At 53.6% G+C, this 25,837-nt stretch carries 18 protein-coding genes, 3 tRNA genes, 3 rRNA genes and 1 riboswitch; of the genes, 5 read left to right on the forward strand and 19 right to left on the reverse strand.

Features of this window, described 5'->3' with window-relative positions:
• Nucleotides 1–14: 14 nt before the first annotated feature.
• Entirely contained in the window at nt 15–1,490 is a 1,476-nt protein-coding gene (ilvC, locus tag JT31_RS11485) for a ketol-acid reductoisomerase (protein ID WP_038476954.1), read from the reverse strand.
• A 165-nt stretch (nt 1,491–1,655) separates the two neighbouring features.
• On the opposite strand from ilvC, the gene ilvY reads away from it, so the two are divergent.
• Complete coding sequence (gene ilvY, locus JT31_RS11490; RefSeq protein ID WP_038483039.1) at nt 1,656–2,549, forward strand: HTH-type transcriptional activator IlvY; 894 nt, start codon at nt 1,656–1,658, stop codon at nt 2,547–2,549.
• Here the strand turns inward: ilvY and ilvA are convergent.
• From ilvA to ilvL, 6 genes are all read right to left on the reverse strand, one after another.
• Nucleotides 2,546–4,090 (reverse strand): threonine ammonia-lyase, biosynthetic, encoded by a 1,545-nt coding sequence (gene ilvA / locus JT31_RS11495; RefSeq protein WP_038476957.1) that lies wholly within the window; start codon nt 4,088–4,090, stop codon nt 2,546–2,548. The two genes, ilvY and ilvA, sit on opposite strands and share 4 nt — an antisense overlap.
• Before the next feature lie 2 nt (nt 4,091–4,092).
• Nucleotides 4,093–5,943: a dihydroxy-acid dehydratase gene (gene ilvD, locus JT31_RS11500; RefSeq protein ID WP_038476960.1), complete on the reverse strand. Its 1,851-nt coding sequence runs from the start codon at nt 5,941–5,943 to the stop codon at nt 4,093–4,095.
• Nucleotides 5,944–6,017: 74 nt separating this feature from the next.
• On the reverse strand, nt 6,018–6,947 hold the full coding sequence (locus JT31_RS11505) for a branched-chain amino acid transaminase (protein ID WP_038476963.1): 930 nt from the start codon (nt 6,945–6,947) through the stop codon (nt 6,018–6,020).
• Nucleotides 6,948–6,966: 19 nt separating this feature from the next.
• On the reverse strand, nt 6,967–7,224 hold the full coding sequence (gene ilvM / locus JT31_RS11510) for an acetolactate synthase 2 small subunit (protein ID WP_016538957.1): 258 nt from the start codon (nt 7,222–7,224) through the stop codon (nt 6,967–6,969).
• On the reverse strand, nt 7,221–8,867 hold the full coding sequence (gene ilvG / locus JT31_RS11515; RefSeq protein ID WP_038476967.1) for an acetolactate synthase 2 catalytic subunit: 1,647 nt from the start codon (nt 8,865–8,867) through the stop codon (nt 7,221–7,223). Before ilvG ends, ilvM begins: the two co-directional genes overlap by 4 nt.
• A gap of 140 nt (nt 8,868–9,007) precedes the next feature.
• A complete protein-coding gene (gene ilvL / locus JT31_RS23110) occupies nt 9,008–9,106 on the reverse strand; it encodes an ilv operon leader peptide (protein ID WP_071530467.1) in 99 nt (32 codons plus the stop codon).
• Nucleotides 9,107–9,458: 352 nt separating this feature from the next.
• On the opposite strand from ilvL, the gene JT31_RS11520 reads away from it, so the two are divergent.
• Nucleotides 9,459–10,979 (forward strand): YifB family Mg chelatase-like AAA ATPase, encoded by a 1,521-nt coding sequence (locus JT31_RS11520; RefSeq protein WP_038476970.1) that lies wholly within the window; start codon nt 9,459–9,461, stop codon nt 10,977–10,979.
• A 24-nt stretch (nt 10,980–11,003) separates the two neighbouring features.
• On the opposite strand, the gene JT31_RS11525 is transcribed toward JT31_RS11520, so the two are convergent.
• Complete coding sequence (locus tag JT31_RS11525; RefSeq protein WP_038476973.1) at nt 11,004–11,342, reverse strand: DUF413 domain-containing protein; 339 nt, start codon at nt 11,340–11,342, stop codon at nt 11,004–11,006.
• A gap of 119 nt (nt 11,343–11,461) precedes the next feature.
• On the opposite strand from JT31_RS11525, the gene hdfR reads away from it, so the two are divergent.
• Nucleotides 11,462–12,286 (forward strand): HTH-type transcriptional regulator HdfR, encoded by an 825-nt coding sequence (gene hdfR, locus JT31_RS11530; RefSeq protein ID WP_038476975.1) that lies wholly within the window; start codon nt 11,462–11,464, stop codon nt 12,284–12,286.
• 81 nt (nt 12,287–12,367) lie between these two features.
• Here hdfR and JT31_RS11535 read toward each other — a convergent pair.
• The 8 genes from JT31_RS11535 to btuB all read right to left on the reverse strand — a co-directional run bounded on the left by JT31_RS11535 (nt 12,368) and on the right by btuB (nt 20,699).
• A tRNA-Trp gene (locus JT31_RS11535) sits at nt 12,368–12,443 on the reverse strand.
• Nucleotides 12,444–12,494: 51 nt separating this feature from the next.
• Nucleotides 12,495–12,571 (reverse strand) — tRNA-Asp (locus JT31_RS11540).
• A 54-nt stretch (nt 12,572–12,625) separates the two neighbouring features.
• Nucleotides 12,626–12,741 (reverse strand): 5S ribosomal RNA (gene rrf, locus JT31_RS11545).
• Nucleotides 12,742–12,852: 111 nt separating this feature from the next.
• Nucleotides 12,853–15,759: ribosomal RNA gene (locus tag JT31_RS11550) — 23S ribosomal RNA — on the reverse strand.
• Nucleotides 15,760–15,980: 221 nt separating this feature from the next.
• Nucleotides 15,981–16,056, reverse strand: a tRNA-Glu gene (locus JT31_RS11555).
• Between the two features lie 85 nt (nt 16,057–16,141).
• Nucleotides 16,142–17,681 (reverse strand): 16S ribosomal RNA (locus tag JT31_RS11560).
• Together the 16S, 23S and 5S rRNA genes with 3 tRNA genes alongside form the textbook arrangement of a ribosomal RNA operon.
• Nucleotides 17,682–18,055: 374 nt before the next feature.
• Nucleotides 18,056–18,907 carry a glutamate racemase gene (gene murI / locus JT31_RS11565; RefSeq protein WP_071842956.1) on the reverse strand — a complete coding sequence of 284 codons (852 nt, stop codon included), beginning with the start codon at nt 18,905–18,907 and terminating at the stop codon, nt 18,056–18,058.
• Nucleotides 18,852–20,699, reverse strand: coding sequence for a TonB-dependent vitamin B12 receptor BtuB (gene btuB / locus JT31_RS11570; protein ID WP_038483042.1), 1,848 nt, complete (start codon nt 20,697–20,699; stop codon nt 18,852–18,854). Before btuB ends, murI begins: the two co-directional genes overlap by 56 nt.
• A 68-nt stretch (nt 20,700–20,767) precedes the next feature.
• Nucleotides 20,768–20,957, reverse strand: a riboswitch (cobalamin riboswitch).
• 124 nt (nt 20,958–21,081) lie between these two features.
• Between btuB and trmA the strand changes: the two genes are divergently transcribed.
• Nucleotides 21,082–22,182, forward strand: coding sequence for a tRNA (uridine(54)-C5)-methyltransferase TrmA (gene trmA / locus JT31_RS11575; RefSeq protein ID WP_038476981.1), 1,101 nt, complete (start codon nt 21,082–21,084; stop codon nt 22,180–22,182).
• Nucleotides 22,183–22,222: 40 nt separating this feature from the next.
• Here trmA and JT31_RS11580 read toward each other — a convergent pair whose 3' ends face one another.
• A complete protein-coding gene (locus JT31_RS11580; protein WP_038476984.1) occupies nt 22,223–22,579 on the reverse strand; it encodes a YijD family membrane protein in 357 nt (118 codons plus the stop codon).
• Nucleotides 22,580–22,593: 14 nt separating this feature from the next.
• Entirely contained in the window at nt 22,594–23,235 is a 642-nt protein-coding gene (gene fabR, locus JT31_RS11585; protein ID WP_167549841.1) for an HTH-type transcriptional repressor FabR, read from the reverse strand.
• Between the two features lie 196 nt (nt 23,236–23,431).
• On the opposite strand from fabR, the gene sthA reads away from it, so the two are divergent.
• On the forward strand, nt 23,432–24,832 hold the full coding sequence (gene sthA, locus JT31_RS11590; RefSeq protein WP_016538947.1) for a Si-specific NAD(P)(+) transhydrogenase: 1,401 nt from the start codon (nt 23,432–23,434) through the stop codon (nt 24,830–24,832).
• Here the strand turns inward: sthA and oxyR are convergent.
• Complete coding sequence (gene oxyR / locus JT31_RS11595; protein WP_038476990.1) at nt 24,815–25,732, reverse strand: DNA-binding transcriptional regulator OxyR; 918 nt, start codon at nt 25,730–25,732, stop codon at nt 24,815–24,817. The genes sthA and oxyR overlap by 18 nt on opposite strands.
• Nucleotides 25,733–25,837 lie beyond the last annotated feature (105 nt).

Below are 25,837 nucleotides of genomic sequence, written 5' to 3' on the forward strand. Positions count from 1 at the left end.
GTATTACTAAATAATTAGCCAGCAACAGCAATGCGTTTCATATCAGTCATATAGCCACGTAGTTTCTTGCCCACTTTTTCAATTTCATGATGACGAATCGCTTCGTTAACGTCACGCAGCTGGGCGTTGTCTACCGCGGCTGCCGGGATCTCTTTACCCAGGTCGCCCGGTTGCAGAGTGGTCATGAACTCTTTCAGCAGCGGAACGGCGGCATACGAGAACAGGTAGTTACCGTATTCGGCGGTATCAGAGATAACCACGTTCATTTCGTACAGGCGCTTACGTGCAATGGTGTTAGCAATCAGCGGCAACTCGTGCAGGGACTCGTAGTATGCAGACTCTTCGATGATGCCGGCATCAACCATGGTTTCGAAGGCCAGCTCAACGCCCGCTTTCACCATCGCGATCATCAGCACGCCTTTATCGAAGTACTCCTGCTCGGAGATCTTGCCTTCAAACTGCGGTGCGGTTTCGAAAGCAGTCTGGCCGGTCTCTTCGCGCCAGGTATGCAGTTTCTTATCATCATTCGCCCAGTCAGCCATCATGCCGGAAGAGAATTCACCGGAGATGATGTCATCCATATGCTTCTGGAACAGTGGAGCCATGATGGTTTTCAGCTGCTCGGACAGCGTGTAAGCACGGATTTTTGCCGGGTTGGACAGGCGATCCATCATCAGCGTAATACCGCCCTGCTTCAGCGCTTCGGTGATAGTTTCCCAGCCGAACTGAATCAGTTTCTCAGCATATGCAGCATCGGTACCTTCCGCCACCAGCTTGTCGAAGCACAGCAGAGAACCCGCCTGCAGCATACCGCACAGGATAGTCTGCTCGCCCATCAGGTCAGATTTCACTTCAGCAACGAAGGAAGACTCCAGCACGCCCGCACGGTGGCCGCCGGTTGCCGCAGCCCAGGCTTTGGCGATTGCCATGCCTTCGCCTTTTGGATCGTTTTCAGGGTGAACGGCGATAAGGGTCGGCACGCCGAAACCACGCTTATATTCTTCACGCACTTCGGTGCCCGGACACTTCGGTGCGACCATCACAACGGTGATATCTTTACGGATAGTTTCACCCACTTCTACCACGTTGAAGCCGTGGGAATAGCCCAGCGCTGCGCCGTCTTTCATCATCGGCTGTACGGCCTGAACAACGGAGGAGTGCTGTTTGTCTGGCGTCAGGTTCACAACCAGGTCTGCCTGCGGGATCAGCTCTTCATAGGTGCCGACTTTGAAGCCGTTTTCGGTAGCTTTACGCCAGGAAGCACGCTTCTCAGCGATAGCTTCAGCACGCAGGGCGTAGGAAACATCCAGCCCGGAGTCACGCATGTTCAGGCCCTGGTTAAGGCCCTGAGCGCCGCAGCCGACGATGACGACTTTTTTACCTTTGAGGTAGCTTGCTTCATCGGCGAATTCTTCGCGCCCCATGAAGCGACATTTACCCAACTGCGCTAACTGCTGACGCAGGTTCAAAGTGTTGAAATAATTAGCCATCGTAGAACTCCGTATGTGTCGTGTTGTGCTTATTGTAAGGGCTCTGCAGCCGTGTCGTGCTGCGAAGAATGAACCCACTATATGACAGGAAATGCGTTGCTGAAATTGATATATTAACAACGTCGCGTTGCAATTATTGCAATGCAAAAACGAGGCCTGATGACCATGGATTTACGCGATCTGAAAACCTTTCTGCACCTGGCCGAAAGCCGCCATTTCGGGCGTAGCGCGCGAGCCATGCACGTCAGCCCTTCCACGCTTTCGCGCCAGATCCAGCGGCTTGAAGACGACCTTGGGCAGCCTCTTTTTTTACGTGATAACCGCACCGTAACGCTGACAGAAGCGGGCGAGCAACTCCGCCAGTTTGCCCAGCACACGTTGCTGCAATATCAGCAGATGCGCCACACGCTCGGCCAGCAGGGCCCTTCCCTGAGCGGAGAGCTGCATCTTTTCTGCTCGGTGACCGCCGCCTACAGTCATCTGCCGCCCATTCTTGACCGCTTCCGGGCCGAACATCCCTCCGTTGAGATTAAGCTGACCACGGGTGACGCCGCGGATGCGGTAGAAAAGGTCGACTCCAACGAAGCCGATCTCGCGATTGCCGGAAAGCCTGAATCCCTGCCGCCTGGCGTCGCGTTCTCGATGCTGGAAAATTTATCCATTGCTTTAATCGCCCCCGCGCTGCCTTGCCCGGTGCGGGCGCAGGTGAGCCAGCCAGAGCCAGACTGGGCTAAGATTCCGTTTATCATGCCCGAGCAGGGGCCCGTTCGCCGCCGTATCGAGCTGTGGTTCCGTCGCCAGAAAATCAGTAATCCTGTGATTTACGCCACCGTCGCCGGGCATGAAGCGATGGTGTCGATGGTGGCGCTGGGGTGCGGGGTTGCGCTAATCCCGGAAATCGTGCTGGAAAACAGCCCCGAGCCGGTACGTAATCGCGTCCTGATCCTCGAACGTAACGATGAGAAAGCCCCGTTTGAACTGGGCGTTTGCGTACAAAAAAAGCGGCTCAATGAGCCGCTTATTAGCGCGTTCTGGAAGCTATTGCCCGGCAGTCACTAGCCCGCCAGGAAGAAACGAAACGCCGGGTTTTGAGTTTCGTCGTGGCATTCGTAGCCCAGCTCATTGAGTCGGGTTTCGAAGTCCGGCTCATTTTCGCCAAGCTCAAACGCCGCCAGCACTCGCCCGTAGTCGGTGCCATGGCTGCGGTAATGGAACAGTGAAATGTTCCAATGCGTCCCCAACGTACTTAGGAACTTCAGCAGTGCGCCCGGTGATTCCGGGAATTCGAAGCTGTACAGCCTTTCACGCAGCGGCTTAGAAGGCCGTCCGCCGACCATGTAACGAACGTGCAGTTTCGCCATCTCATCGTCGGAGAGATCTACCACGCCGTAGCCACCCTCGCTCAGCTGAGCAATGATCTCTTTGCGTTCTTCCAGACCACGAGTCAGGCGCACGCCGACAAAAATGCAGGCATTGTCAGAGCTGGCGTAGCGGTAGTTGAACTCGGTAACCGAGCGCCCGCCCAACAGCTGGCAAAACTTCAGGAAACTGCCTTTTTGCTCGGGAATGGTAACCGCAAGCAACGCTTCCCGCTGCTCGCCCAGCTCACAGCGCTCGGAAACATAGCGCAATCCGTGGAAATTCACGTTTGCACCAGACAGCACGTGCGCCAGACGTTCGCCGCGAATGTTGTGCTGCTGCACGTATTTTTTCATTCCTGCCAACGCCAGCGCGCCGGATGGCTCCGCAACGGCGCGGACGTCTTCGAACAAATCCTTCATCGCCGCGCAGATAGCATCGCTGTCCACGGTGATGATGTCGTCCAGGTATTCCTGGCAAACGCGGAACGTCTCGTCACCGATACGCTTAACCGCAACGCCCTCGGCAAACAGCCCTACACGCGGCAGCTCAACCGGCTTCCCGGCTTCCAGCGCCGCCTTCAGGCAGGCTGAATCTTCCGCTTCGACCGCGATCACTTTGATCTGCGGCATCAGCTGTTTGATCAGAACCGCTACGCCTGCCGCCAGGCCACCGCCGCCCACCGGAACGAATACGCGATCGATATGCGCATCCTGCTGGAGCAGCTCCAGCGCCAGCGTGCCCTGTCCGGCGATAACCGCCGGGTGGTCAAACGGAGGCACGTAGGTGAAGCCTTGCAGTTGCGAAAGTTCGACGGCTTTGGCTTTTGCCTCATCGAAATTCGCGCCGTGCAGCAAGACTTCGCCGCCAAAGGCTCGCACTGCGTCGACTTTGATATCTGCAGTGGCCACCGGCATAACGATCAGCGATTTAATGCCAAGCCGGGTGGATGAGAGCGCAACGCCCTGAGCGTGATTTCCCGCAGAAGCGGTGATGACGCCGCTGGCTTTTTGCTCGCTGTTCAGGCCAGCAATCATCGCGTAAGCGCCACGCAGCTTGAAGCTGTGTACGGGCTGACGGTCTTCACGCTTGACCAGAATGACGTTATCAAGGCGCGAAGAAAGCTTCTCCATTTTCTGCAACGGCGTTACCTGCGCAACTTCGTAAACCGGAGCACGCAGTACCGCACGCAGATATTCAGCCCCGCAGGGGGCGTCGGGTAGCGGTTGTGACTCAGCCATGGTTAGCCTCCAAGCTTGCTTTTGTCGCGCACAGCGCCTTTATCCGCACTGGTGGCAAGGCTCGCATAAGCACGCAGAGCGAAAGAAACCTGGCGTTCACGATTGCGAGGAGTCCATGCCGCTTCACCGCGAGCTTCCTGCGCTTCACGACGCGCCGCCATCTCCTGGTCGGTCAGCTGCAGCTGCATACCACGGTTAGGAATATCGATGGCAATCATGTCGCCGTCTTCAATCAGGGCAATGTTGCCGCCGCTGGCTGCTTCCGGAGAAACGTGACCGATCGACAGGCCAGAAGTCCCGCCGGAGAAACGACCGTCGGTGACCAGCGCGCAGGCTTTACCCAGCCCCATCGATTTCAGGAAGGTTGTTGGGTAGAGCATTTCCTGCATGCCAGGCCCGCCTTTCGGCCCTTCGTAGCGGATAACAACCACATCACCCGCAACGACTTTACCGCCGAGGATGGCTTCTACCGCATCGTCCTGGCTTTCATAAACTTTGGCTGGACCGCGGAATACCAGGCTGCCTTCGTCTACGCCAGCCGTTTTAACGATGCAGCCATTTTCCGCAAAGTTACCGTACAGAACGGCCAGGCCACCGTCTTTGCTGTAAGCATTTTCCAGTGAGCGAATACAACCTTCAGCGCGATCGTCATCCAGCGTGTCCCAACGACAGTTCTGCGAGAAGGCCTGGGTAGTACGAATCCCAGCCGGGCCCGCACGGAACATCGTTTTCACCGCTTCGTCTTTGGTCAGCATCACATCGTATTGCTCAAGGGTCTGTGGCAGCGAAAGGCCAAGGACGTTTTTTACCTCACGGTTCAGCAGCCCGGCGCGATCCAGCTCGCCGAGGATCCCCAGAACGCCGCCGGCACGGTGGACGTCTTCCATATGATATTTCTGGGTGCTTGGTGCGACTTTACACAGCTGAGGAACCTTGCGGGACAGCTGGTCAATATCGGTCATGGTGAAGTCGATTTCAGCTTCTTGCGCAGCAGCCAGCAGGTGCAGAACGGTGTTAGTGGAGCCGCCCATGGCGATATCCAGCGTCATGGCATTTTCGAACGCCGCTTTGCTGGCGATGTTGCGTGGCAGCGCGCTGGCATCGTCCTGTTCGTAATAACGTTTGGTCAGTTCGACAATGCGCTTACCGGCGTTCAGGAACAGCTCTTTACGATCGGCGTGGGTTGCCAGCAGCGAACCGTTGCCCGGCTGGGACAGGCCCAGCGCTTCGGTCAGGCAGTTCATGGAGTTGGCGGTAAACATCCCCGAACAGGAGCCGCAGGTCGGGCACGCAGAGCGTTCAACCTGCTCGCTTTGCTCGTCAGAAACTTTCGGGTCCGCGCCCTGAATCATCGCATCCACCAGATCGAGCTTGATGATCTGGTCAGAAAGTTTTGTTTTGCCGGCTTCCATCGGGCCACCGGAAACGAAGATCACCGGAATGTTCAGGCGTAGCGAGGCCATCAACATCCCTGGGGTGATTTTGTCGCAGTTAGAGATACAAACCATGGCATCGGCGCAGTGAGCGTTGACCATGTACTCAACCGAGTCGGCGATCAGCTCGCGGGACGGCAGTGAATAGAGCATGCCGCCGTGCCCCATGGCGATACCGTCATCCACCGCAATGGTATTGAACTCTTTCGCTACGCCGCCGGAGGCTTCGATTTGCTCGGCAACAAGTTTACCCAGATCGCGCAGGTGAACGTGACCCGGTACGAATTGGGTAAAGGAGTTTACGACCGCAATAATCGGTTTGCCGAAATCGGCGTCGGTCATCCCCGTTGCGCGCCACAGAGCGCGGGCACCCGCCATATTACGGCCGTGGGTTGTGGTGGCGGAACGATACTTAGGCATGCTTTATTTACTCCAGTCTGTCGGGTAGCAGGCGGTCAGTTGCCGCCCGCCTGATTATATTTTTTGTTTAAGACTTATGGGTTTACCTGATCTAACCAGCCCCATTTGTCTTCGGTTTCGCCGGTGAACAGGCCAAAGAATGCCTGTTGAATACGTTTGGTGACCGGGCCACAGCGGCCTTCGCCCACCTGGATGCGGTCTACGCTGCGTACCGGGGTGATTTCCGCGGCGGTACCGGACATGAAGACTTCGTCGGCCAGATACAGAGATTCACGTGAGAGCACCTGTTCGCGCACTTCGATACCCAGGTCTTTTGCCAGTTTGATAATCGCGTCTCGGGTAATGCCCGGCAGCGCTGAAGAGGTGAATGGAGGGGTGTAAATTACGCCGTCTTTCACTTCAAACAGGTTTTCGCCCGCGCCTTCTGACAGGAAGCCGTTCACATCCAGCGCGATACCTTCCTGATAACCGTGGCGACGCGCTTCGCTACCGACAAGCAGGGAAGAAAGGTAGTTACCACCCGCTTTTGCTGCGGTTGGAATGGTGTTTGGTGCCGCACGGTTCCAGGAAGAGACCATTGCATCAATCCCCTGATCCAGCGCTTCAGCGCCCAGATAAGCGCCCCACGGGAAGGCCGCAATGATCACGTCAGTGGTGTATCCGTCCGGCGGGTTAACGCCCATGCCTACGTCGCCAACAAAGACCAGAGGGCGAATGTATGCGCTGGTGAGGTTATTTTTACGGATAACCGCACGGCAGGCTTCCATCAGTTCATCCACGCTTTGCGATACCGGGAAGCGATAGATTTTTGCTGAGTCACGCAAACGCTGCATGTGTTCGCGATGGCGGAACACCACTGGCCCTTTGTGCGAGTCGTAGCAACGGATACCTTCGAAGACCGAAGTACCGTAGTGCAGCGCGTGGGACATTACGTGTACTTTCGCTTCTCCCCACGGGGTCATCTCGCCATTGAACCAGATGTAATCAGCTTTCTTGGTCGTCATTGTTCTCTTCCTTTTGCGCTCAGGCGCGGATTTGTTGTGATGTTGGTTGCTGGATTTCAACGCAGGCGACGTCAACCAGCTTACTTAATTGGGTAAACAGTAATTCGACAGGGCGCAGACTCGCAACGGTCAATTCAATATTAATATTGTCGGTATTTCCCGCCGCGGCCATATTCATAGCGCAGATCTGAAAGCCACGATGGCGTACCACGCGTAAAACACGCTCTAACGTTTCCGGGCGAAAGCGAGCCTGCACTGCCAGCTGGTGCTGCATCATGATAATTTCTCCAACATTTGCGAGTTACTGGCACCTGGAGGTACCAACGGCCAGACGTTTTCGTACTCATCAATCGAGACGTGAAGCATGTACGGGCCGTCGCTGTTCAACAGGGCGTCTAACGCGGCTTCTACCTGGTCTTTGCGGGTGATGTGCTGACCAGGAATGCCGAAGGCACTGGCCAGCGTGAGGAAATCAGGGTTATCGGTCAGGGTGGTTTCGCTGTAGCGTTCTTCAAAAAACAGCTGCTGCCACTGCCTCACCATCCCCAGGCGTTGGTTATCCAGCAGCAGGATTTTGACCGGTAACTGCTTGCGCTTAATGGTGCCCAGTTCCTGAACATTCATCATGAAAGAGCCATCGCCAGACACGCAGATAACCGTATCTTCGCGTCTGGCAACCTGCGCCCCAACGGCGGCCGGTAAACCAAAGCCCATCGTGCCCAGGCCACTGGAAGTGATGAAGTTTTCCGGGCGAGTGAAGGTCATGTGCTGTGCGGTCCACATCTGATGCTGGCCTACGTCGGTGGTCACAACGGCTTCTGCTGATTTGCGCTCAGAGAGCTGCTTCAACAACAGCGGGGCATAGATAGCCTGGCCCGGATGGTCGTAGCGCCACTGGTGTTCTTCGTTCAGGGCCGCGATATGCTGCTGCCATGAAGCAATGTGCAACGGCTGTTGCAAGGCAGGTAAAAGCTGGTTCAGCAGCCCCTGCAACCCAACATGCGCCTGGCGCAGCTTACTCAGCTCCGCAGGATCGATATCCATGTGGATAACTTTGGCATGAGGCGCAAAGGTATTCAGCTTGCCGGTAACGCGATCGTCAAAGCGGGCGCCAACGGCCAACAGCAGATCGCATTCCTGAACGGCGAGGTTTGCCGCTTTGGTGCCGTGCATTCCCAGCATACCGGTATAAAACGGATGGTTAGCAGGCACAGCACCCAAGCCTTTCAGAGTGACCGTCGAAGGCATACCTGTCACGGAGATAAACTCACGGAGCGCCGGAACAGCCTGAGCTATGCCAACGCCACCGCCCACGTAAAGCATTGGCTTTTTGGCATGAGCGAGCATTTCGCGGGCTTGCTGCAGCCCGGCAAATGGCAGATCGGTCTCATCTTCAACGGCTGAAAGCCAGGCTTCAGGCTCACCAATTGCCAGCTGGATATCTTTTGGAATATCGACCAATACCGGGCCAGGGCGGCCTGAATGGGCAATCTCAAATGCCTCGGCAAGCACACGTGGCAATTCATCAAGGGATTCAACGAGGAAGCTGTGTTTAGTGCAGGCGAGTGACAGGCCCAGGACGTCAACTTCCTGGAAAGCATCGGTGCCTATCAGAGGAGCGGCCACCTGGCCGGTGATAGCCACAACGGGGACAGAATCTAACAGCGCATCAGCAAGACCGGTTAACAGATTGGTCGCGCCAGGACCGGAAGTCGCGATACAAACGCCGGTTTTGCCCGTAGAGCGAGCATAACCGATAGCCGCCATTGCCGCGCCTTGCTCATGGCGACACAGTAGATGTTCCACACCACCGTCGTACAAAGCATCGTACACCGGCATAATCGCGCCGCCAGGATAACCGAAAACTGTTTCAACACCCTGCGCTCGCAACGCATGTACTACCCACTGTGCACCATTCATAGTTAGTTCCCCGTCTCATTACCGGAGAAACAGCATTTTATTCTGCAACACATACTCTGCTCCTCGCTTTACATTCTTCAGTCAACAAAAAACCCCCGGACCTTTCGGTGCGGGGGTTCTTTTCGATTCAGGCTTGATTTTTAAGCCTTTCTCTCTCCAAGTGCAGCCCCGCACGGTGGGATAATAATCACCACCACGCTAATCACGACCAGGCTAATCACTCGTAGAAGGGCTGTCATTTTCTGTATGTTCTAACGTCTAGTTCGAAGTAATGCCTACAGAGTTATCACAGAGTTTACGTAAAGCACAATATTTTTTTATGACGAAAAGATCGCTGCAGAAATTAATTAGCATAAAAACTATTTAATTTCAGTGGATAACGAGAACGTGAAAATAATTCACAAAACTGGTCTGCTGAGACCATTTTCTACGTAATACCAGTAAAAAGTTATTGTTCTGCGATCGCCCTTGCAGGAAGAGCTGTAAAAAAGAAAGTGTTCGAAAAAGTCAGGGAGATACTTCCCAGAGCATTAAAAGAACAATGTTTAATCATCCAGGAGGCCGGCAGAATAAAATTTTAACGGAGGAAAAATGTCACTGTCGGTTGTCTATACCAGAGCAGCGCTAGGCATTCATGCCCCGCAGGTTACGGTTGAAGTGCATATCAGCGCAGGCTTACCCGGCCTTACCCTTGTGGGCCTGCCAGAAACAACCGTTAGAGAAGCTCGCGACCGGGTCAGAAGCGCGCTGATCAACAGCGGCTACACTTTTCCGGCACGCAAAATCACCATAAACCTTGCGCCGGCCGATCTTCCCAAAGAAGGTGGGCGATACGATTTACCTATTGCTCTGGCGCTACTCGCAGCCTCTGAGCAGCTAAGCACATCAAGGCTGACACAGATAGAATTTATCGGTGAGCTCGCGTTAACAGGCGAATTACGTGGTGTTTCAGGCGCAATATCCTCAGCCATGGAGGCATTAAACAGAGGCCGGGAAGTCGTTGTTCCCGCTGAAAACGAGGATGAGGTAGGCCTGATAGCTAAACCGGGCTGTTTCGTCGCCACACACCTGACGGAAGTCTGTGCATGGCTGGAAGGAAAAAGCGAACTGCGTGCGCCTGTCAGTCCTGCATTATGGCAAGCCCATTACGCTGAAGACATGAACGAAATTATCGGGCAAAGCCAGGGAAAACGAGCACTAGAAATTGCTGCAGCTGGCGGGCATAACCTTTTGCTGATAGGCCCTCCGGGAACGGGGAAAACCATGCTGGCGAGCCGACTTAATACGCTTCTTCCTCCCTTGAACGATGCTGAAGCGCTACAGAGCGCAGCTATCCTGAGCCTGGTGCAATTATCCCACCTTCATCGCCACTGGCGTCAGCGGCCTTTCAGAGCGCCTCACCATAGCGCCTCCTTAACCTCTGTCGTAGGGGGTGGGTCGATCCCACAGCCCGGGGAAATTTCGTTAGCGCACAACGGCGTATTATTTCTGGATGAGCTTCCGGAATTTGAGCGCCGGGTACTGGACTCGCTCAGGGAGCCAATTGAGTCCGGAGAAATTCATATCTCCCGTACTCGAGCCAAAATTACCTATCCAGCAGATTTTCAACTTATCGCAGCCATGAATCCCAGCCCGACCGGGCACTATGAAGGCAATCACAATCGCTCCACGCCACAGCAGACGCTTCGCTATATGAATCGCCTCTCAGGGCCTTTCCTCGATCGTTTTGACCTCTCAGTGGATATTCCGCTTCTCCCGGCAGGGATGCTCAGTAAGACAAGTAATAACGAAGAGAAGAGCGAGGTGATAAGAGCAAGGGTTATTGAGACACGTAACAGGCAGTTCTTAAGGCAGGATAAGCTTAATGCCCGGCTCAGCAACCATGAGATCCGCAAACACTGTGCGCTTGTTCAGGATGATGCGGTTTGGCTGGAGGAAACGCTGTTGAAGCTGGGATTATCTGTCAGGGCATGGCAGCGTCTTTTGAAAGTCGCACGTACCATCGCGGACTTACAGCATTGCGAGCAGATAACACGCACGCATCTCCAGGAGGCGCTCAGCTACCGTACCATCGATCGCCTGTTGCTGCATCTGCACAGGTTAACGGAATAAAAAATGGGGCTTTCGCCCCATTTTTTAATCATCGCTGTCGGTGTAGTCTTCAACGGTGTCCATCTGCGGTTTACCGCCGGACAGGGTATGAAAACGTTTTGGACGTTTGATACGTGCCATGTACTTGCTCCAGACACGTTCCGCCTCCGTAGCAGGCTCACGTACACCGCGGCACACAGCCACAAACTGCACTTCTTCTTCAGTACCGGGTTCGCGCTTGCCGAGATCCAGCTCATTGAACGCAAAACCATGGCGTTCTAACAGCTGCGCCTCTTTGATGGTGAAATCACCATGGCGAGCAAACCCGCGCGGATAATGTTTATTGTCGAAAAACCGATTAGTCGTCGTAAAGCTTTCCGCCATCCTACACGCTCCTGATTTTCTTGGCCGAGCTATTTATGGCGCGGAGTATTAGTTACGCTTGACAGAGTGTAAAACAAAACATTTAAATCATAACGACAAATTATTTTTTGGAGTAAGGCGTGGACACCGAATTACTAAAAACCTTCCTGGAAGTTAGCAGAACACGGCATTTTGGTCGTGCTGCAGAAGCACTTTATTTGACGCAGTCTGCGGTAAGCTTCCGCATTCGGCAGCTCGAAAATCAGCTGGGCGTAAACCTTTTTACCCGCCACCGCAATAACATACGGCTGACAACTGCCGGGGAGCGTCTGCTGCCCTACGCGGAAAATCTGATGAATACATGGTTAGCGGCGAAAAAGGAGGTATCGCACACTTCTCAGCACAATCAGCTAACGCTTGGTGCCAGCGCATCGCTTTGGGAAAGCATGCTTTCTGAATGGTTAATTGCGCTTTATCAACAGCATAATGGCCTACAGTTCGAAGCACGAATTGCACAACGCCAGTCACTGGTCAAACAGCTCCATGAACGCCAGCTGGATCTGTTGCTCACAACAGAAGCGCCCAAAATGGATGAGTTTTCCAGCCAGCTGCTGGGGTATTTCAGCATGGGGCTTTACGCTCCCTCGCAGGAAAGCCGTAAAGATTCACTCAACTATTTACGCATTGAATGGGGTGCGGATTTTCATCAGCACGAAGCCGGTCTCATCGGTAACGATGACATTCCCGTGTTAACCACCAGTTCGGCAAAAATAGCCTGCAAGCTGCTCTCTGAACTTAATGGTTGTACCTTCCTCCCGGTTGAATGGGCAAAGGAACAGTCCGGGATCTGGCCAGTAGCTGAGAGTGCTACGCTTTCCAGACCATTGTATGCCGTCTGGCTGCAAAACACTGATAAGCAAAATATTATTAAAGAGTTATTAAAGACACCATTAATGGCGCAGTAATGCGCTTTTAATAGCAAAGAACGTAAAGGAGAGGGGTATTTTGGACAAAAAAAATCCTTTGCATAAGCAAAGGATTATATATGGCAGGGGCGGAGAGACTCGAACTCGCGACACCCGGTTTTGGAGACCGGTGCTCTACCAACTGAGCTACGCCCCTAAATTTTTCTACTATTAAGCCTGCTTAATTAGCAGGCTTAATTTTAATAAGTGGCGGAACGGACGGGACTCGAACCCGCGACCCCCTGCGTGACAGGCAGGTATTCTAACCGACTGAACTACCGCTCCACCGAATTTTTCTACAACCACCGGTTTGTTGCCCCGGTTTACTGCTAATTTGATGCCTGGCAGTTCCCTACTCTCGCATGGGGAGACCCCACACTACCATCGGCGCTACGGCGTTTCACTTCTGAGTTCGGCATGGGGTCAGGTGGGACCACCGCGCTACGGCCGCCAGGCAAATTCTGTTATTGACCGTTACGCTCTCGCATAACCATCAATCTAATCCTGAACTAAGCTGAAAATTTACTCTTTCTCTCTAATTTCTCTCAAAACACCTTCGGTGTTGTAAGGTTAAGCCTCACGGATCATTAGTACTGGTTAGCTCAACGTATCGCTACGCTTACACACCCAGCCTATCAACGTCGTAGTCTTCAACGTTCCTTCAGGACCCTTAAAGGGTCAGGGAGAACTCATCTCGGGGCAAGTTTCGCGCTTAGATGCTTTCAGCGCTTATCTTTTCCGCATTTAGCTACCGGGCAATGCCATTGGCATGACAACCCGAACACCAGTGATGCGTCCACTCCGGTCCTCTCGTACTAGGAGCAGCCCCCCTCAATTCTCCAGCGCCCACGGCAGATAGGGACCGAACTGTCTCACGACGTTCTAAACCCAGCTCGCGTACCACTTTAAATGGCGAACAGCCATACCCTTGGGACCTACTTCAGCCCCAGGATGTGATGAGCCGACATCGAGGTGCCAAACACCGCCGTCGATATGAACTCTTGGGCGGTATCAGCCTGTTATCCCCGGAGTACCTTTTATCCGTTGAGCGATGGCCCTTCCATTCAGAACCACCGGATCACTAAGACCTGCTTTCGCACCTGCTCGAGCCGTCACTCTCGCAGTCAAGCTAGCTTATGCCTTTGCACTAACCTCACGATGTCCGACCGTGATTAGCTAACCTTCGTGCTCCTCCGTTACGCTTTAGGAGGAGACCGCCCCAGTCAAACTACCCACCAGACACTGTCCGCAACCCGGATCACGGGTCTACGTTAGAACATCAAACATTAAAGGGTGGTATTTCAAGGTTGGCTCCACGCAGACTGGCGTCCACGCTTCAAAGCCTCCCACCTATCCTACACATCAAGGCTCAATGTTCAGTGTCAAGCTATAGTAAAGGTTCACGGGGTCTTTCCGTCTTGCCGCGGGTACACTGCATCTTCACAGCGATTTCAATTTCACTGAGTCTCGGGTGGAGACAGCCTGGCCATCATTACGCCATTCGTGCAGGTCGGAACTTACCCGACAAGGAATTTCGCTACCTTAGGACCGTTATAGTTACGGCCGCCGTTTACCGGGGCTTCGATCAAGAGCTTCTCCTTGCGGATAACCCCATCAATTAACCTTCCGGCACCGGGCAGGCGTCACACCGTATACGTCCACTTTCGTGTTTGCACAGTGCTGTGTTTTTAATAAACAGTTGCAGCCAGCTGGTATCTTCGACTGCCTTCAGCTCCACCCGCGAGGGGTTTCACCTACCGACAGCGTGCCTTCTCCCGAAGTTACGGCACCATTTTGCCTAGTTCCTTCACCCGAGTTCTCTCAAGCGCCTTGGTATTCTCTACCTGACCACCTGTGTCGGTTTGGGGTACGATTTAATGTTACCTGATGCTTAGAGGCTTTTCCTGGAAGCAGGGCATTTGTTACTTCAGCACCGTAGTGCCTCGTCATTACACCTCAGCGTTAACAGAAGTCCGGATTTACCTAAACTTCCCGCCTACATGCTTAAACCGGGACAACCGTCGCCCGGCTAACATAGCCTTCTCCGTCCCCCCTTCGCAGTAACACCAAGTACAGGAATATTAACCTGTTTCCCATCGACTACGCCTTTCGGCCTCGCCTTAGGGGTCGACTCACCCTGCCCCGATTAACGTTGGACAGGAACCCTTGGTCTTCCGGCGAGCGGGCTTTTCACCCGCTTTATCGTTACTTATGTCAGCATTCGCACTTCTGATACCTCCAGCAGACCTCACAGTCCACCTTCGACGGCTTACAGAACGCTCCCCTACCCAACAACACATAAGCGTCGCTGCCGCAGCTTCGGTGCATGGTTTAGCCCCGTTACATCTTCCGCGCAGGCCGACTCGACCAGTGAGCTATTACGCTTTCTTTAAATGATGGCTGCTTCTAAGCCAACATCCTGGCTGTCTGTGCCTTCCCACATCGTTTCCCACTTAACCATGACTTTGGGACCTTAGCTGGCGGTCTGGGTTGTTTCCCTCTTCACGACGGACGTTAGCACCCGCCGTGTGTCTCCCGTGATAACATTCTTCGGTATTCGTAGTTTGCATCGGGTTGGTAAGCCGGGATGGCCCCCTAGCCGAAACAGTGCTCTACCCCCGAAGATGAGTTCACGAGGCGCTACCTAAATAGCTTTCGGGGAGAACCAGCTATCTCCCGGTTTGATTGGCCTTTCACCCCCAGCCACAAGTCATCCGCTAATTTTTCAACATTAGTCGGTTCGGTCCTCCAGTTAGTGTTACCCAACCTTCAACCTGCCCATGGCTAGATCACCGGGTTTCGGGTCTATACCCTGCAACTTAACGCCCAGTTAAGACTCGGTTTCCCTGCGGCTCCCCTATACGGTTAACCTTGCTACAGAATATAAGTCGCTGACCCATTATACAAAAGGTACGCAGTCACCCCATAAAGAGGCTCCCACTGCTTGTACGTACACGGTTTCAGGTTCTGTTTCACTCCCCTCGCCGGGGTTCTTTTCGCCTTTCCCTCACGGTACTGGTTCACTATCGGTCAGTCAGGAGTATTTAGCCTTGGAGGATGGTCCCCCCATATTCAGACAGGATACCACGTGTCCCGCCCTACTCTTCGAACTCACAGCATGTGCATTTTAGTGTACGGGAGTATCACCCTGTACCCTGCGACTTTCCAGACGCTTCCACTAACACACAAACTGATTCAGGTTCTGGGCTGCTCCCCGTTCGCTCGCCGCTACTGGGGGAATCTCGGTTGATTTCTTTTCCTCGGGGTACTTAGATGTTTCAGTTCCCCCGGTTCGCTTCGTTAAGCTATGTATTCACTTAACGATAGTGTGACGAATCACACTGGGTTTCCCCATTCGGAAATCGCCGGCTATAACGGTTCATATCACCTTACCGACGCTTATCGCAGATTAGCACGTCCTTCATCGCCTCTGACTGCCAGGGCATCCACCGTGTACGCTTAGTCGCTTAACCTCACAACCCGAAGATGTCTCGTAAGACAAAATCGCTGTTGTGAAAATTTGAGAGACTCGAACATGTCTTAACCCCATTCCTTATTACGGAGGAATGAGACGACATGTCGTTTCAATTTTCAGCTTGTTCCGGATTGTTAAAGAGCAAATATCTCAAACATGACTCTTTCAAGTCAGTTTTGAGATATAACGGCACGCAACTTTCACTTACATACCAGCAAGTGGCGTCCCCTAGGGGATTCGAACCCCTGTTACCGCCGTGAAAGGGCGGTGTCCTGGGCCTCTAGACGAAGGGGACACTGAAGTCTCAATCGCAAGACGCCTTGCTTCTCTACATCTATCAGACAATCTGTGTGAGCACTACGCGGGTTGTATCTTTTAGGTAAGGAGGTGATCCAACCGCAGGTTCCCCTACGGTTACCTTGTTACGACTTCACCCCAGTCATGAATCACAAAGTGGTAAGCGCCCTCCCGAAGGTTAAGCTACCTACTTCTTTTGCAACCCACTCCCATGGTGTGACGGGCGGTGTGTACAAGGCCCGGGAACGTATTCACCGTAGCATTCTGATCTACGATTACTAGCGATTCCGACTTCATGGAGTCGAGTTGCAGACTCCAATCCGGACTACGACGCACTTTATGAGGTCCGCTTGCTCTCGCGAGGTCGCTTCTCTTTGTATGCGCCATTGTAGCACGTGTGTAGCCCTACTCGTAAGGGCCATGATGACTTGACGTCATCCCCACCTTCCTCCAGTTTATCACTGGCAGTCTCCTTTGAGTTCCCGGCCGAACCGCTGGCAACAAAGGATAAGGGTTGCGCTCGTTGCGGGACTTAACCCAACATTTCACAACACGAGCTGACGACAGCCATGCAGCACCTGTCTCAGAGTTCCCGAAGGCACCAATCCATCTCTGGAAAGTTCTCTGGATGTCAAGAGTAGGTAAGGTTCTTCGCGTTGCATCGAATTAAACCACATGCTCCACCGCTTGTGCGGGCCCCCGTCAATTCATTTGAGTTTTAACCTTGCGGCCGTACTCCCCAGGCGGTCGACTTAACGCGTTAGCTCCGGAAGCCACGCCTCAAGGGCACAACCTCCAAGTCGACATCGTTTACGGCGTGGACTACCAGGGTATCTAATCCTGTTTGCTCCCCACGCTTTCGCACCTGAGCGTCAGTCTTTGTCCAGGGGGCCGCCTTCGCCACCGGTATTCCTCCAGATCTCTACGCATTTCACCGCTACACCTGGAATTCTACCCCCCTCTACAAGACTCAAGCTTGCCAGTTTCGAATGCAGTTCCCAGGTTGAGCCCGGGGATTTCACATCCGACTTAACAAACCGCCTGCGTGCGCTTTACGCCCAGTAATTCCGATTAACGCTTGCACCCTCCGTATTACCGCGGCTGCTGGCACGGAGTTAGCCGGTGCTTCTTCTGCGAGTAACGTCAATCACTAAGGTTATTAACCTTAATGCCTTCCTCCTCGCTGAAAGTACTTTACAACCCGAAGGCCTTCTTCATACACGCGGCATGGCTGCATCAGGCTTGCGCCCATTGTGCAATATTCCCCACTGCTGCCTCCCGTAGGAGTCTGGACCGTGTCTCAGTTCCAGTGTGGCTGGTCATCCTCTCAGACCAGCTAGGGATCGTCGCCTAGGTGAGCCATTACCCCACCTACTAGCTAATCCCATCTGGGTTCATCTGATGGCAAGAGGCCCGAAGGTCCCCCTCTTTGGTCTTGCGACGTTATGCGGTATTAGCTACCGTTTCCAGTAGTTATCCCCCTCCATCAGGCAGATCCCCAGACATTACTCACCCGTCCGCCGCTCGTCACCCAGGAGCAAGCTCCCTGTGCTACCGCTCGACTTGCATGTGTTAGGCCTGCCGCCAGCGTTCAATCTGAGCCATGATCAAACTCTTCAATTTAAAAGTGTTTGATGCTCAAAGAATTAAAACTGTTTATAAAATCAGTAGTCACTCTTCAAGACTTGATATTTTGTTGCATCCGAAGATGCTGAGATATCAATCCTGCGAGTGCCCACACAGATTGTCTGATAAATTGTTAAAGAGCAGTGAGTTACGCGCTTTCGCTTGCTAACTCGAGGTGGCGTATATTACGCTTTCCTCTTTCAGAGTCAAGCGTTTATTTTCGCTTTCGTCTGACTGACTACCGGGTTGTTAAGCCGCTTTCGAAGCCGCTTTGCCGTGTCAGTGGAGGCGCATTATAGGGAGTTCTCAGAGCCTGACAACCCCTAATTTGAAAAAAACTTTCAAGCGCCGATTTTTTACTCAAAATGGCGCTAAAGTGCCAGTTTTTCGAGCTTTTCAAAGCCGTAACGTTGCAAAACGGGCATTAATTGCGCAGTTTCAGGCGTGAACGCCATACAATAGGCAATATTCTGATCTGCAGAAGCCGCATCCGGCGCTTCATGTTCCAGCAACCAAACGGTACGTCTTGCAATGGCGGCTCCGGAATCAATCAGTCTTGTCCCTTCCGGCAACACTTCCAACAGCTCTTCCTGTAATAGAGGGAAGTGCGTGCAGCCTAATACAACGGTATCCGGTGGCTCCGACATACGTAACCACGGACGCAGGATTTTACGCAGCTCATCCAGCGGGACCGGCTCACCATGAAGCTTCGCCTCAGCAAGCTCCACCAGCTCGGCCGAACCCAGCATCTCAATTTTGCATTCGGTAGCAAACCGGGAGATAAGCTCGTGAGTATAAGGCCGCTTTACCGTGCCGCGAGTTGCAAGCAGGCCCACTACACCATTTGTCGTCAAACGTGCTGCCGGTTTAATGGCAGGCACAACGCCAACAACGGGGAAGTCGAACTTTTCACGTAAAGCCGGGAGAGAAACGGTGCTTGCGGTATTACAGGCGATAACGGCGAGGGCCAAAGGATAATGCTGCTGGACAGCAGTCACTATTGAAACCACCCGGTCGACGATAAACTCTTCGCTCTTTTCGCCGTAAGGAAACGCCACGTTGTCGAAGGCGTAGATGAAATGAAGATCCGGCAGAAGCTGCCGAATCTCATTGTAGACGGACAACCCACCGACGCCGGAGTCAAAAACCAGCACGGTAGGATGTGCATCAGAAGGTGTAGCTGCCAGACAAGTAGTATTCCCGTCCTGCAGTATGGTAGCCATAAACCGTCTCGTAATCTTTATCGAACAGGTTAGCTATTCTACCACGAACGGTCAGCTGTGACGTGACTGGATACGACAACGCGACATCCCACAGGCTAACACCACCCATTTTGACGGTTTTATTGGTATTGAAATCGGTGTCGTAGCGCGAGCCCAGGTAATGGTAGGTTACGCTCCAGTCAAGATCGTAAAGTGCCCAGTCAAGCTGATACTTCACCTGCTGTTTGGCTCGACGCGCCAGCGGTGCATCGGTCAGTCCATTACGGGCATCAACATAATCATAGCTAACGCTGTGCTGCACAGGCCCGGTATCGAAGGAAGCTGTACCTTCAATACCTTTAATATTGGCCTTGCCGACGTTGTAATAGCTCAGCGTGTTATTGTTAAAGTCGATCAGGTTATCAACAAGGTTGCGATAGCCAGAAACACGCCAGTTTACGCCCGACGTTAATCCTTCAAATGCTCCTTCCCACTGACGACTTTCTTCAGGATTCAGGTTTCTGTTGCCGTAGAAGCCAAACAGCTGCCCCTGATTTGGTGCCTTAAAGGCCGTACCGTAGGAAGCAATGAAGCGATATCCCTCAACGAATTCCCATGCGGCGCTGCTCTGCCAGGTTCCGTGATTACCGAACTCTGAGTGAGAGTCGTTACGTGCAGCACCTTCAAAGGTGAAATCACCCAACTTTTGTAGCGCAGTCAGATAGACGCCGGTATTACGCTGATCGTAAGCGTCAGTAAGATAGTTAGTGCCCGGTTCAGTGCTTTGCTTCTGCCAGTCAACGCCCGCGCCGACATTCCCTGCGCCTACATCAACGGAGTTGGTCCACTGCAGGTTGTACTGCTTAATTTCATCGAGGGTCGCGCTGGAGTCATAGCGGCCAAGGCGCGGGTCGAAGTTGTAATCTTTGCTGTGGCCGTAGCTGGAGATCAGCTGCGAATGGAAGATATCGTTGTTAAAACGCAGCCCTGTATCCCAGGTCTGGCTATAGAGCTGACGGGTGTCCACCAGCTGGTTTGGCGTAAAGCTGCTGTAGAAGCCATCATAGGCCGTGCGGTTATCGTAACCGTAGCCGCGAACAAAGCCGCTCCATTGCTCAGAGAAATTGTGTTCCAGCGCACCATAAAGGGATTTACTCATAAATCCGTCGCGATCGGGCTGACGCAGGCCTCCAGTATTGCCATCGGCCACAACGTCGAAGCCTTTGGTGTACTCATAGTTACCTGCCAGGGTCACGCGGGTGTTATCCCCCAGCTTTTGCTGCGTGCTGGCGTCATAGTTCTGGTAACCATTGGAGCCCATTCCGGCCGTCAGCGTTGTGCCGTCTTTATCACGAGTAGTGATAATGTTGATGACCCCGCCAATAGCATCAGAACCATAGACCGCAGAACGAGGCCCGCGGATGTACTCTACGCGCTGAACAAGGGAAACTGGAATCTGGCTGAGATCGGAAGAACCGGTCACGCCGGCCTGATTCAGGCGGATACCGTCAATCAGCACCAGCACATGGCTGGAATTAGTCCCGCGAATGAACACTGAGGAGAGCTGGCCAAGCCCACCGTTTTGCGCAATATCCACCCCCGGCAGACGGCGCATTACGTCGGTCAGCGATTTTGACTGCCAGCGATCGATATCTTCACGCGTAACCACCGAGTTCGGCGCCAGTACGGTATTCACCGGCTGCTGGAAACGGTTCGCCGTGACCACCAGAGTATTGTCGGTATTGCTGTCCTGCGCCCAAACTGAAAAAGCCGTTGCGGACAGAGCCGTCAACAGCGAAACCTTCTTTATCATCATTTATATAAGCATCCGCTTTCGAATAGGATGCCGCAGATATGGCAAATAGCACGCGATAGCCATATCACTTGCGACGTCATTCCGGCAGGTCTTCGGGCTTGGGGGCTTAATTGAGATGAGGACTTCCCGCTTATATATAGAAAGCAGTGTCTGCTTAATGCATTCATCTCGCCGATCCTTACCGCTGCGCGTCAGCCCCAGAATTACACTGGGTTCCCTTTTAACTCTCAGGAGGCCGGAAAAGCCATGCTACCGTTAGGCTTATATAGATGTCCAGACTTCCAGCAGAACTTCTTATAGCAATCGGGCTGGACATCGTGAGTTGAATCCCTACAATCGCCGCGTAGTTTGTATTCATTGACCGACTGGATGGCTAGCCATGACCCCTGAACACCTCCCGACAGATCAGTACGACGCGCAGCTGGCGGAAAAAGTCACTCGCCTGCAAGGCATGATGGCGCCCTTTGCCGCACCGGCCCCGGAGGTATTCCGCTCACCGGTCAGTCACTACCGTATGCGAGCCGAGTTCCGTATCTGGCATGAAGGTGACGATCTCTATCACATCATGTTCGATCAACAGACCAAAAGCCGCATCCGCGTCAACAGTTTCCCGGCGGCAAGCGAGCTGATTAACGCCCTGATGCCAGCCATGCTGGACGGCGTTCGAGATATTCCAGCGCTGCGCCACAAGCTGTTCCAGATTGACTACCTGACCACCCTGAGCAATCAGGCCGTGGTCTCTCTGCTCTACCACCGCAAGCTGGATGATGAGTGGCAGCGGCACGCCGAAGCGCTGCGCGACAGCCTGCGTGCACGTGGTTTTGACGTGCACTTAATTGGGCGCGCCACCAAAACCAAAATTGAGCTGGACCAGGATTTCATCGACGAGCGTCTGCCGGTAGCCGGCAAAGAGATGATTTACCGCCAGGTTGAGAACAGCTTCACCCAGCCAAACGCCGCCATGAATATTCAGATGCTGGAGTGGGCGTTGAACGCGACGGAAAACTCAAGCGGCGATCTGCTGGAGCTGTACTGCGGGAACGGTAACTTCTCGCTGGCGCTGGCCCGTAATTTTGACCGCGTGCTGGCAACCGAAATTGCGAAACCCTCTGTTGCGGCGGCACAGTACAACATCACGGCCAACAACATTGATAACGTGCAAATCATCCGCATGGCGGCAGAAGAGTTTACCCAGGCGATGAACGGCGTCAGGGAGTTTAACCGCCTGCAGGGGATCGATCTTAAGAGCTATCGGTGCGAGACCATTTTTGTCGATCCACCACGCAGCGGCCTGGATGCTGACACGGTAAAAATGGTGCAGGCCTACCCGCACATCCTTTATATCTCCTGCAACCCACAAACGCTGTGCGAGAATCTGGAGACCTTGTCTCAGACCCACAACATCGCCCGGCTCGCGCTGTTCGACCAGTTCCCGTATACGCACCATATGGAATGTGGCGTACTGCTCACACGCAAATAAGAAAAGGACGCCGAGGCGTCCTTTTTTGTTTTCGTCTGGCTTACTCGGCCGCTTCTGACTTACGGGAACGAACCTTAAATACAATCCAAAACAGCACCATCACCGACAGAATCGAAGGCACAAAGTTAGAGCCAATCACCGGGTACTCAACGCGAACTACAGAGCTATAAAGCAGCACGCCTAAGACAAAGCACGCGGCGGCAAGGCTCGGTAACCCAACGGGCATAGTTCGGTTCTGGTAACGCTGATGCAGGCAGTAAACCGTCAGCACCAGGGCAATAACAGGGAAAATCGAGAACGGGACCACCGAGCTAAACAGCGCGGCAAAAGATCCGTTAATCGACAGGCCAGCGATAAACGCCAGCGCCAGCGTACCTCTATCTTGTAACTGTTTCATTGCTGCTCGTTCCTTCACTCTTCGGATAAATGAGCAAGCGCCATTTTTTCTTGTTCCCGGCGATACCAGTAGTAGGCCCCTTTCGAGATCATACGTAACTGCAGCACCAGTCGCTCTTCGAGCTGGCGACGTTGTTCGATATCAACGTCCAGCGCTTCGGCACCTGCACTAAAAACAATCGTGACCATCGCTTCCGCCTGCGCTTCCGTGAAGCTGCGAGGCATGCGATTTTCGAGTTCTAAATAGTCGGCAAGTTCCGCAATGAAGTGCTGAATTTCACGGACTACCGCGGCACGAAACGCCGCAGACGTGCCCGATCTTTCGCGCAGCAGCAGGCGGAAGGCGTTAGGGTTATTGCCGATAAATTCCATAAAGGTGGAAACCGACGTGCGGATAACGCTGCCGCCCTTCGCGATGCGTTGACGCGCCTGGCGCATTAGCTGACGCAGCATCAGGCCACTTTCATCGACCATGGTAAGGCCGAGTTCATCAACATCGCGGAAATGGCGATAAAATGACGTCGGCGCAATGCCGGCTTCGCGGGCAACTTCACGCAGGCTCAGGCTGGCAAAGCTTCTTTCGGCGCTTAGCTGGCTAAATGCGGCTTCGACTAAAGAACGCCTGGTTCTCTCTTTTTGTTGCGCTCTTACACCCATCATATTGCCTGAATCCTTCAAACAGAGCTGGAACTATATCAGAGAATCAAGCTACCGCTTTTATAGTGTATTGTGAATGATTGTTTACGGAACATTGACCTGAACTGGCGGTAAAAAGCACAACAAGAATTGGGGAAATTCCCGGTTGATGTTACCATCGTGTTGCCTTTATGTATAAAAACAGGTAAGCCTTACAATGCCACAAACCTACGATTATGACGCAATAGTGATTGGTTCCGGTCCCGGAGGCGAAGGTGCCGCCATGGGTCTGGTGAAACAAGGAGCCAGGGTAGCGGTGATTGAGCGCTACCATAATGTCGGCGGCGGTTGCACCCACTGGGGCACCATCCCTTCAAAAGCCCTCCGCCACGCAGTCAGCCGCATTATTGAATTCAATCAAAACCCGTTATACAGCGACCACACTCATCTTCTCCGCTCCTCTTTTGCCGACATCCTTAACCACGCCGACAGCGTGATTAACCAGCAAACCCGCATGCGCCAGGGCTTTTACGAGCGTAATCGCTGCGAAATGCTGCAGGGGGACGCGCACTTTGTGGATGAACATACCATCGCGCTGCAGTGCCACGATGGATCGGTCGAAACCTATACCGCCGAGAAGTTTGTCATTGCCTGCGGCTCGCGGCCTTACCGCCCGCCAGAAGTTGATTTTACCCATCCGCGTATTTACGACAGCGACTCTATCCTTAGCCTGCATCACGAACCGCGCCATGTGATCATCTATGGCGCCGGGGTGATCGGCTGCGAATACGCTTCGATCTTCCGTGGGATGAACGTCAAAGTCGACCTGATCAACACCCGCGATCGCCTGCTGGCTTTCCTCGATCAGGAAATGTCGGACTCGCTCTCCTATCACTTCTGGAACAGCGGCGTGGTTATCCGCCACAACGAAGAGTTCGAGAAGATTGAAGGCGTGGATGACGGCGTGATCGTTTCCCTGAAATCCGGCAAAAAAGTGAAGGCGGATTGCCTGCTTTACGCTAACGGACGTACCGGGAACACGGATTCGCTGGCGCTGGAGAACATCGGTCTGGAAGCGGACAGCCGTGGGCTTATCAAGGTCAACAGCATGTACCAGACCGCGCTGCCGCATATTTACGCGGTGGGCGACGTTATCGGCTACCCAAGCCTGGCTTCAGCGGCCTATGACCAGGGACGCATCGCCGCTCAGGCGCTGGTAAAAGGCGAGGCGACTGGCCATCTGGTAGAAGATATTCCCACCGGGATTTATACCATCCCTGAAATCAGCTCCGTGGGCAAAACGGAACAACAGCTGACCTCGATGAAAGTGCCTTACGAAGTGGGCCGTGCGCAGTTTAAACACCTCGCGCGGGCGCAAATTGTGGGGATGAACGTCGGGACGCTGAAAATTCTGTTCCACCGTGAGACGAAAGAAATTCTGGGGATCCACTGCTTTGGCGAGCGCGCGGCCGAAATTATTCACATCGGCCAGGCGATTATGGAGCAGAAAGGTGGCGGTAACACCATTGAGTACTTCGTTAACACCACCTTTAACTACCCAACGATGGCGGAAGCCTATCGGGTAGCGGCGCTTAACGGCTTAAATCGCCTGTTTTAGCGCTGAGTCGAAATGGCCAACCATCTGAGTGCGGATGGCCTCTGCCAGCTGCTCATAGCGGCTGCGCAGCGGTGACCCTGGACGATAAACCAGGCCGATGGTACGACGCGGCTCTGGTTTATAACACGGCAGATAAACCACCCCGTCTCGCTGGCGCTCCTTCGGTACGGCAAGGGCTGGCAGTAGCGTAATGCCGCTGCCTGCTGCAACCATGTTGCGCAGCGTTTCTAAGCTTGTTGCCCGGAAATGGGTATCTTCATCAGCGCCGGCTTCAAAGCAGAAGCCCATTGCCTGGTCGCGCAGGCAGTGCCCGTCTTCCAGCATCAGCAGCTTTTCACCGGCCAGATCGGACATCGGCACGCGGTCGCGGTTCGCCCATGGATGATCCTTATAAACCGCCAGCACCATTGGCTCATCAAACAGCGGCACTTCGATAAACGCTTCGCTTTCTTTCACCAGCGCCAGAATGGCACAGTCCAGCTTACCGCTATCAAGCTGCGCCAGCAGCTGATGGGTTTGGGCTTCGTGCAGATACATTTCCAGCTTAGGGAAGGTTTGATGCAGCATCGGAATAATTTGCGGCAGCAGATAAGGTCCCACGGTTGGGATCAGGCCGATGTGTAGCGGGCCGGACATGGCTTCGCCCTGCTGGCTTGCCATCTCTTTCAGCACCTTGACTTCACGCAGCACCGTTCTGGCCTGATCCACCAGCAGCAAACCTGCCTGGGTGAACAGCACTTTACGGCTGGTACGCTCCAGCAGCATGACGCCAAGTTCATCTTCCAGCTTGCGAATCTGGCCGCTCAGCGTCGGCTGGCTAACGTGACAGGCATCCGCTGCCCGACGAAAATGGCGGTGCTCGGCCAGCGCCACCAGGTATTCAAGATCTCGAATATTCATTCTCTATCCTCCTGTGCCACGATAGTTCATGGCGATAGATAGCATAGCAACGAACGATTATCCCTATCAAGCAATGTTGGTGAATAATAGCCCGCAACAGCAAGG

It is taken from the genome of Cedecea neteri (assembly GCF_000757825.1).
Classification (GTDB): domain Bacteria; phylum Pseudomonadota; class Gammaproteobacteria; order Enterobacterales; family Enterobacteriaceae; genus Cedecea; species Cedecea selenatireducens.

Coding starts and splice junctions, on each gene's coding strand:
- ilvC (WP_038476954.1), bottom strand. CDS start 1,490: ATGGCTAATTATTTCAACACTTTGAACCTGCGTCAGCAGTTAGCGCAG.
- ilvY (WP_038483039.1), top strand. CDS start 1,656: ATGGATTTACGCGATCTGAAAACCTTTCTGCACCTGGCCGAAAGCCGC.
- ilvG (WP_038476967.1), bottom strand. CDS start 8,867: ATGAATGGTGCACAGTGGGTAGTACATGCGTTGCGAGCGCAGGGTGTT.
- sthA (WP_016538947.1), top strand. CDS start 23,432: ATGCCACAAACCTACGATTATGACGCAATAGTGATTGGTTCCGGTCCC.
- JT31_RS11580 (WP_038476984.1), bottom strand. CDS start 22,579: ATGAAACAGTTACAAGATAGAGGTACGCTGGCGCTGGCGTTTATCGCT.
- trmA (WP_038476981.1), top strand. CDS start 21,082: ATGACCCCTGAACACCTCCCGACAGATCAGTACGACGCGCAGCTGGCG.
- JT31_RS11520 (WP_038476970.1), top strand. CDS start 9,459: ATGTCACTGTCGGTTGTCTATACCAGAGCAGCGCTAGGCATTCATGCC.
- ilvD (WP_038476960.1), bottom strand. CDS start 5,943: ATGCCTAAGTATCGTTCCGCCACCACAACCCACGGCCGTAATATGGCG.
- JT31_RS11505 (WP_038476963.1), bottom strand. CDS start 6,947: ATGACGACCAAGAAAGCTGATTACATCTGGTTCAATGGCGAGATGACC.
- ilvL (WP_071530467.1), bottom strand. CDS start 9,106: ATGACAGCCCTTCTACGAGTGATTAGCCTGGTCGTGATTAGCGTGGTG.
- JT31_RS11525 (WP_038476973.1), bottom strand. CDS start 11,342: ATGGCGGAAAGCTTTACGACGACTAATCGGTTTTTCGACAATAAACAT.
- ilvM (WP_016538957.1), bottom strand. CDS start 7,224: ATGATGCAGCACCAGCTGGCAGTGCAGGCTCGCTTTCGCCCGGAAACG.
- btuB (WP_038483042.1), bottom strand. CDS start 20,699: ATGATAAAGAAGGTTTCGCTGTTGACGGCTCTGTCCGCAACGGCTTTT.
- murI (WP_071842956.1), bottom strand. CDS start 18,907: ATGGCTACCATACTGCAGGACGGGAATACTACTTGTCTGGCAGCTACA.
- fabR (WP_167549841.1), bottom strand. CDS start 23,235: ATGGGTGTAAGAGCGCAACAAAAAGAGAGAACCAGGCGTTCTTTAGTC.
- ilvA (WP_038476957.1), bottom strand. CDS start 4,090: ATGGCTGAGTCACAACCGCTACCCGACGCCCCCTGCGGGGCTGAATAT.
- oxyR (WP_038476990.1), bottom strand. CDS start 25,732: ATGAATATTCGAGATCTTGAATACCTGGTGGCGCTGGCCGAGCACCGC.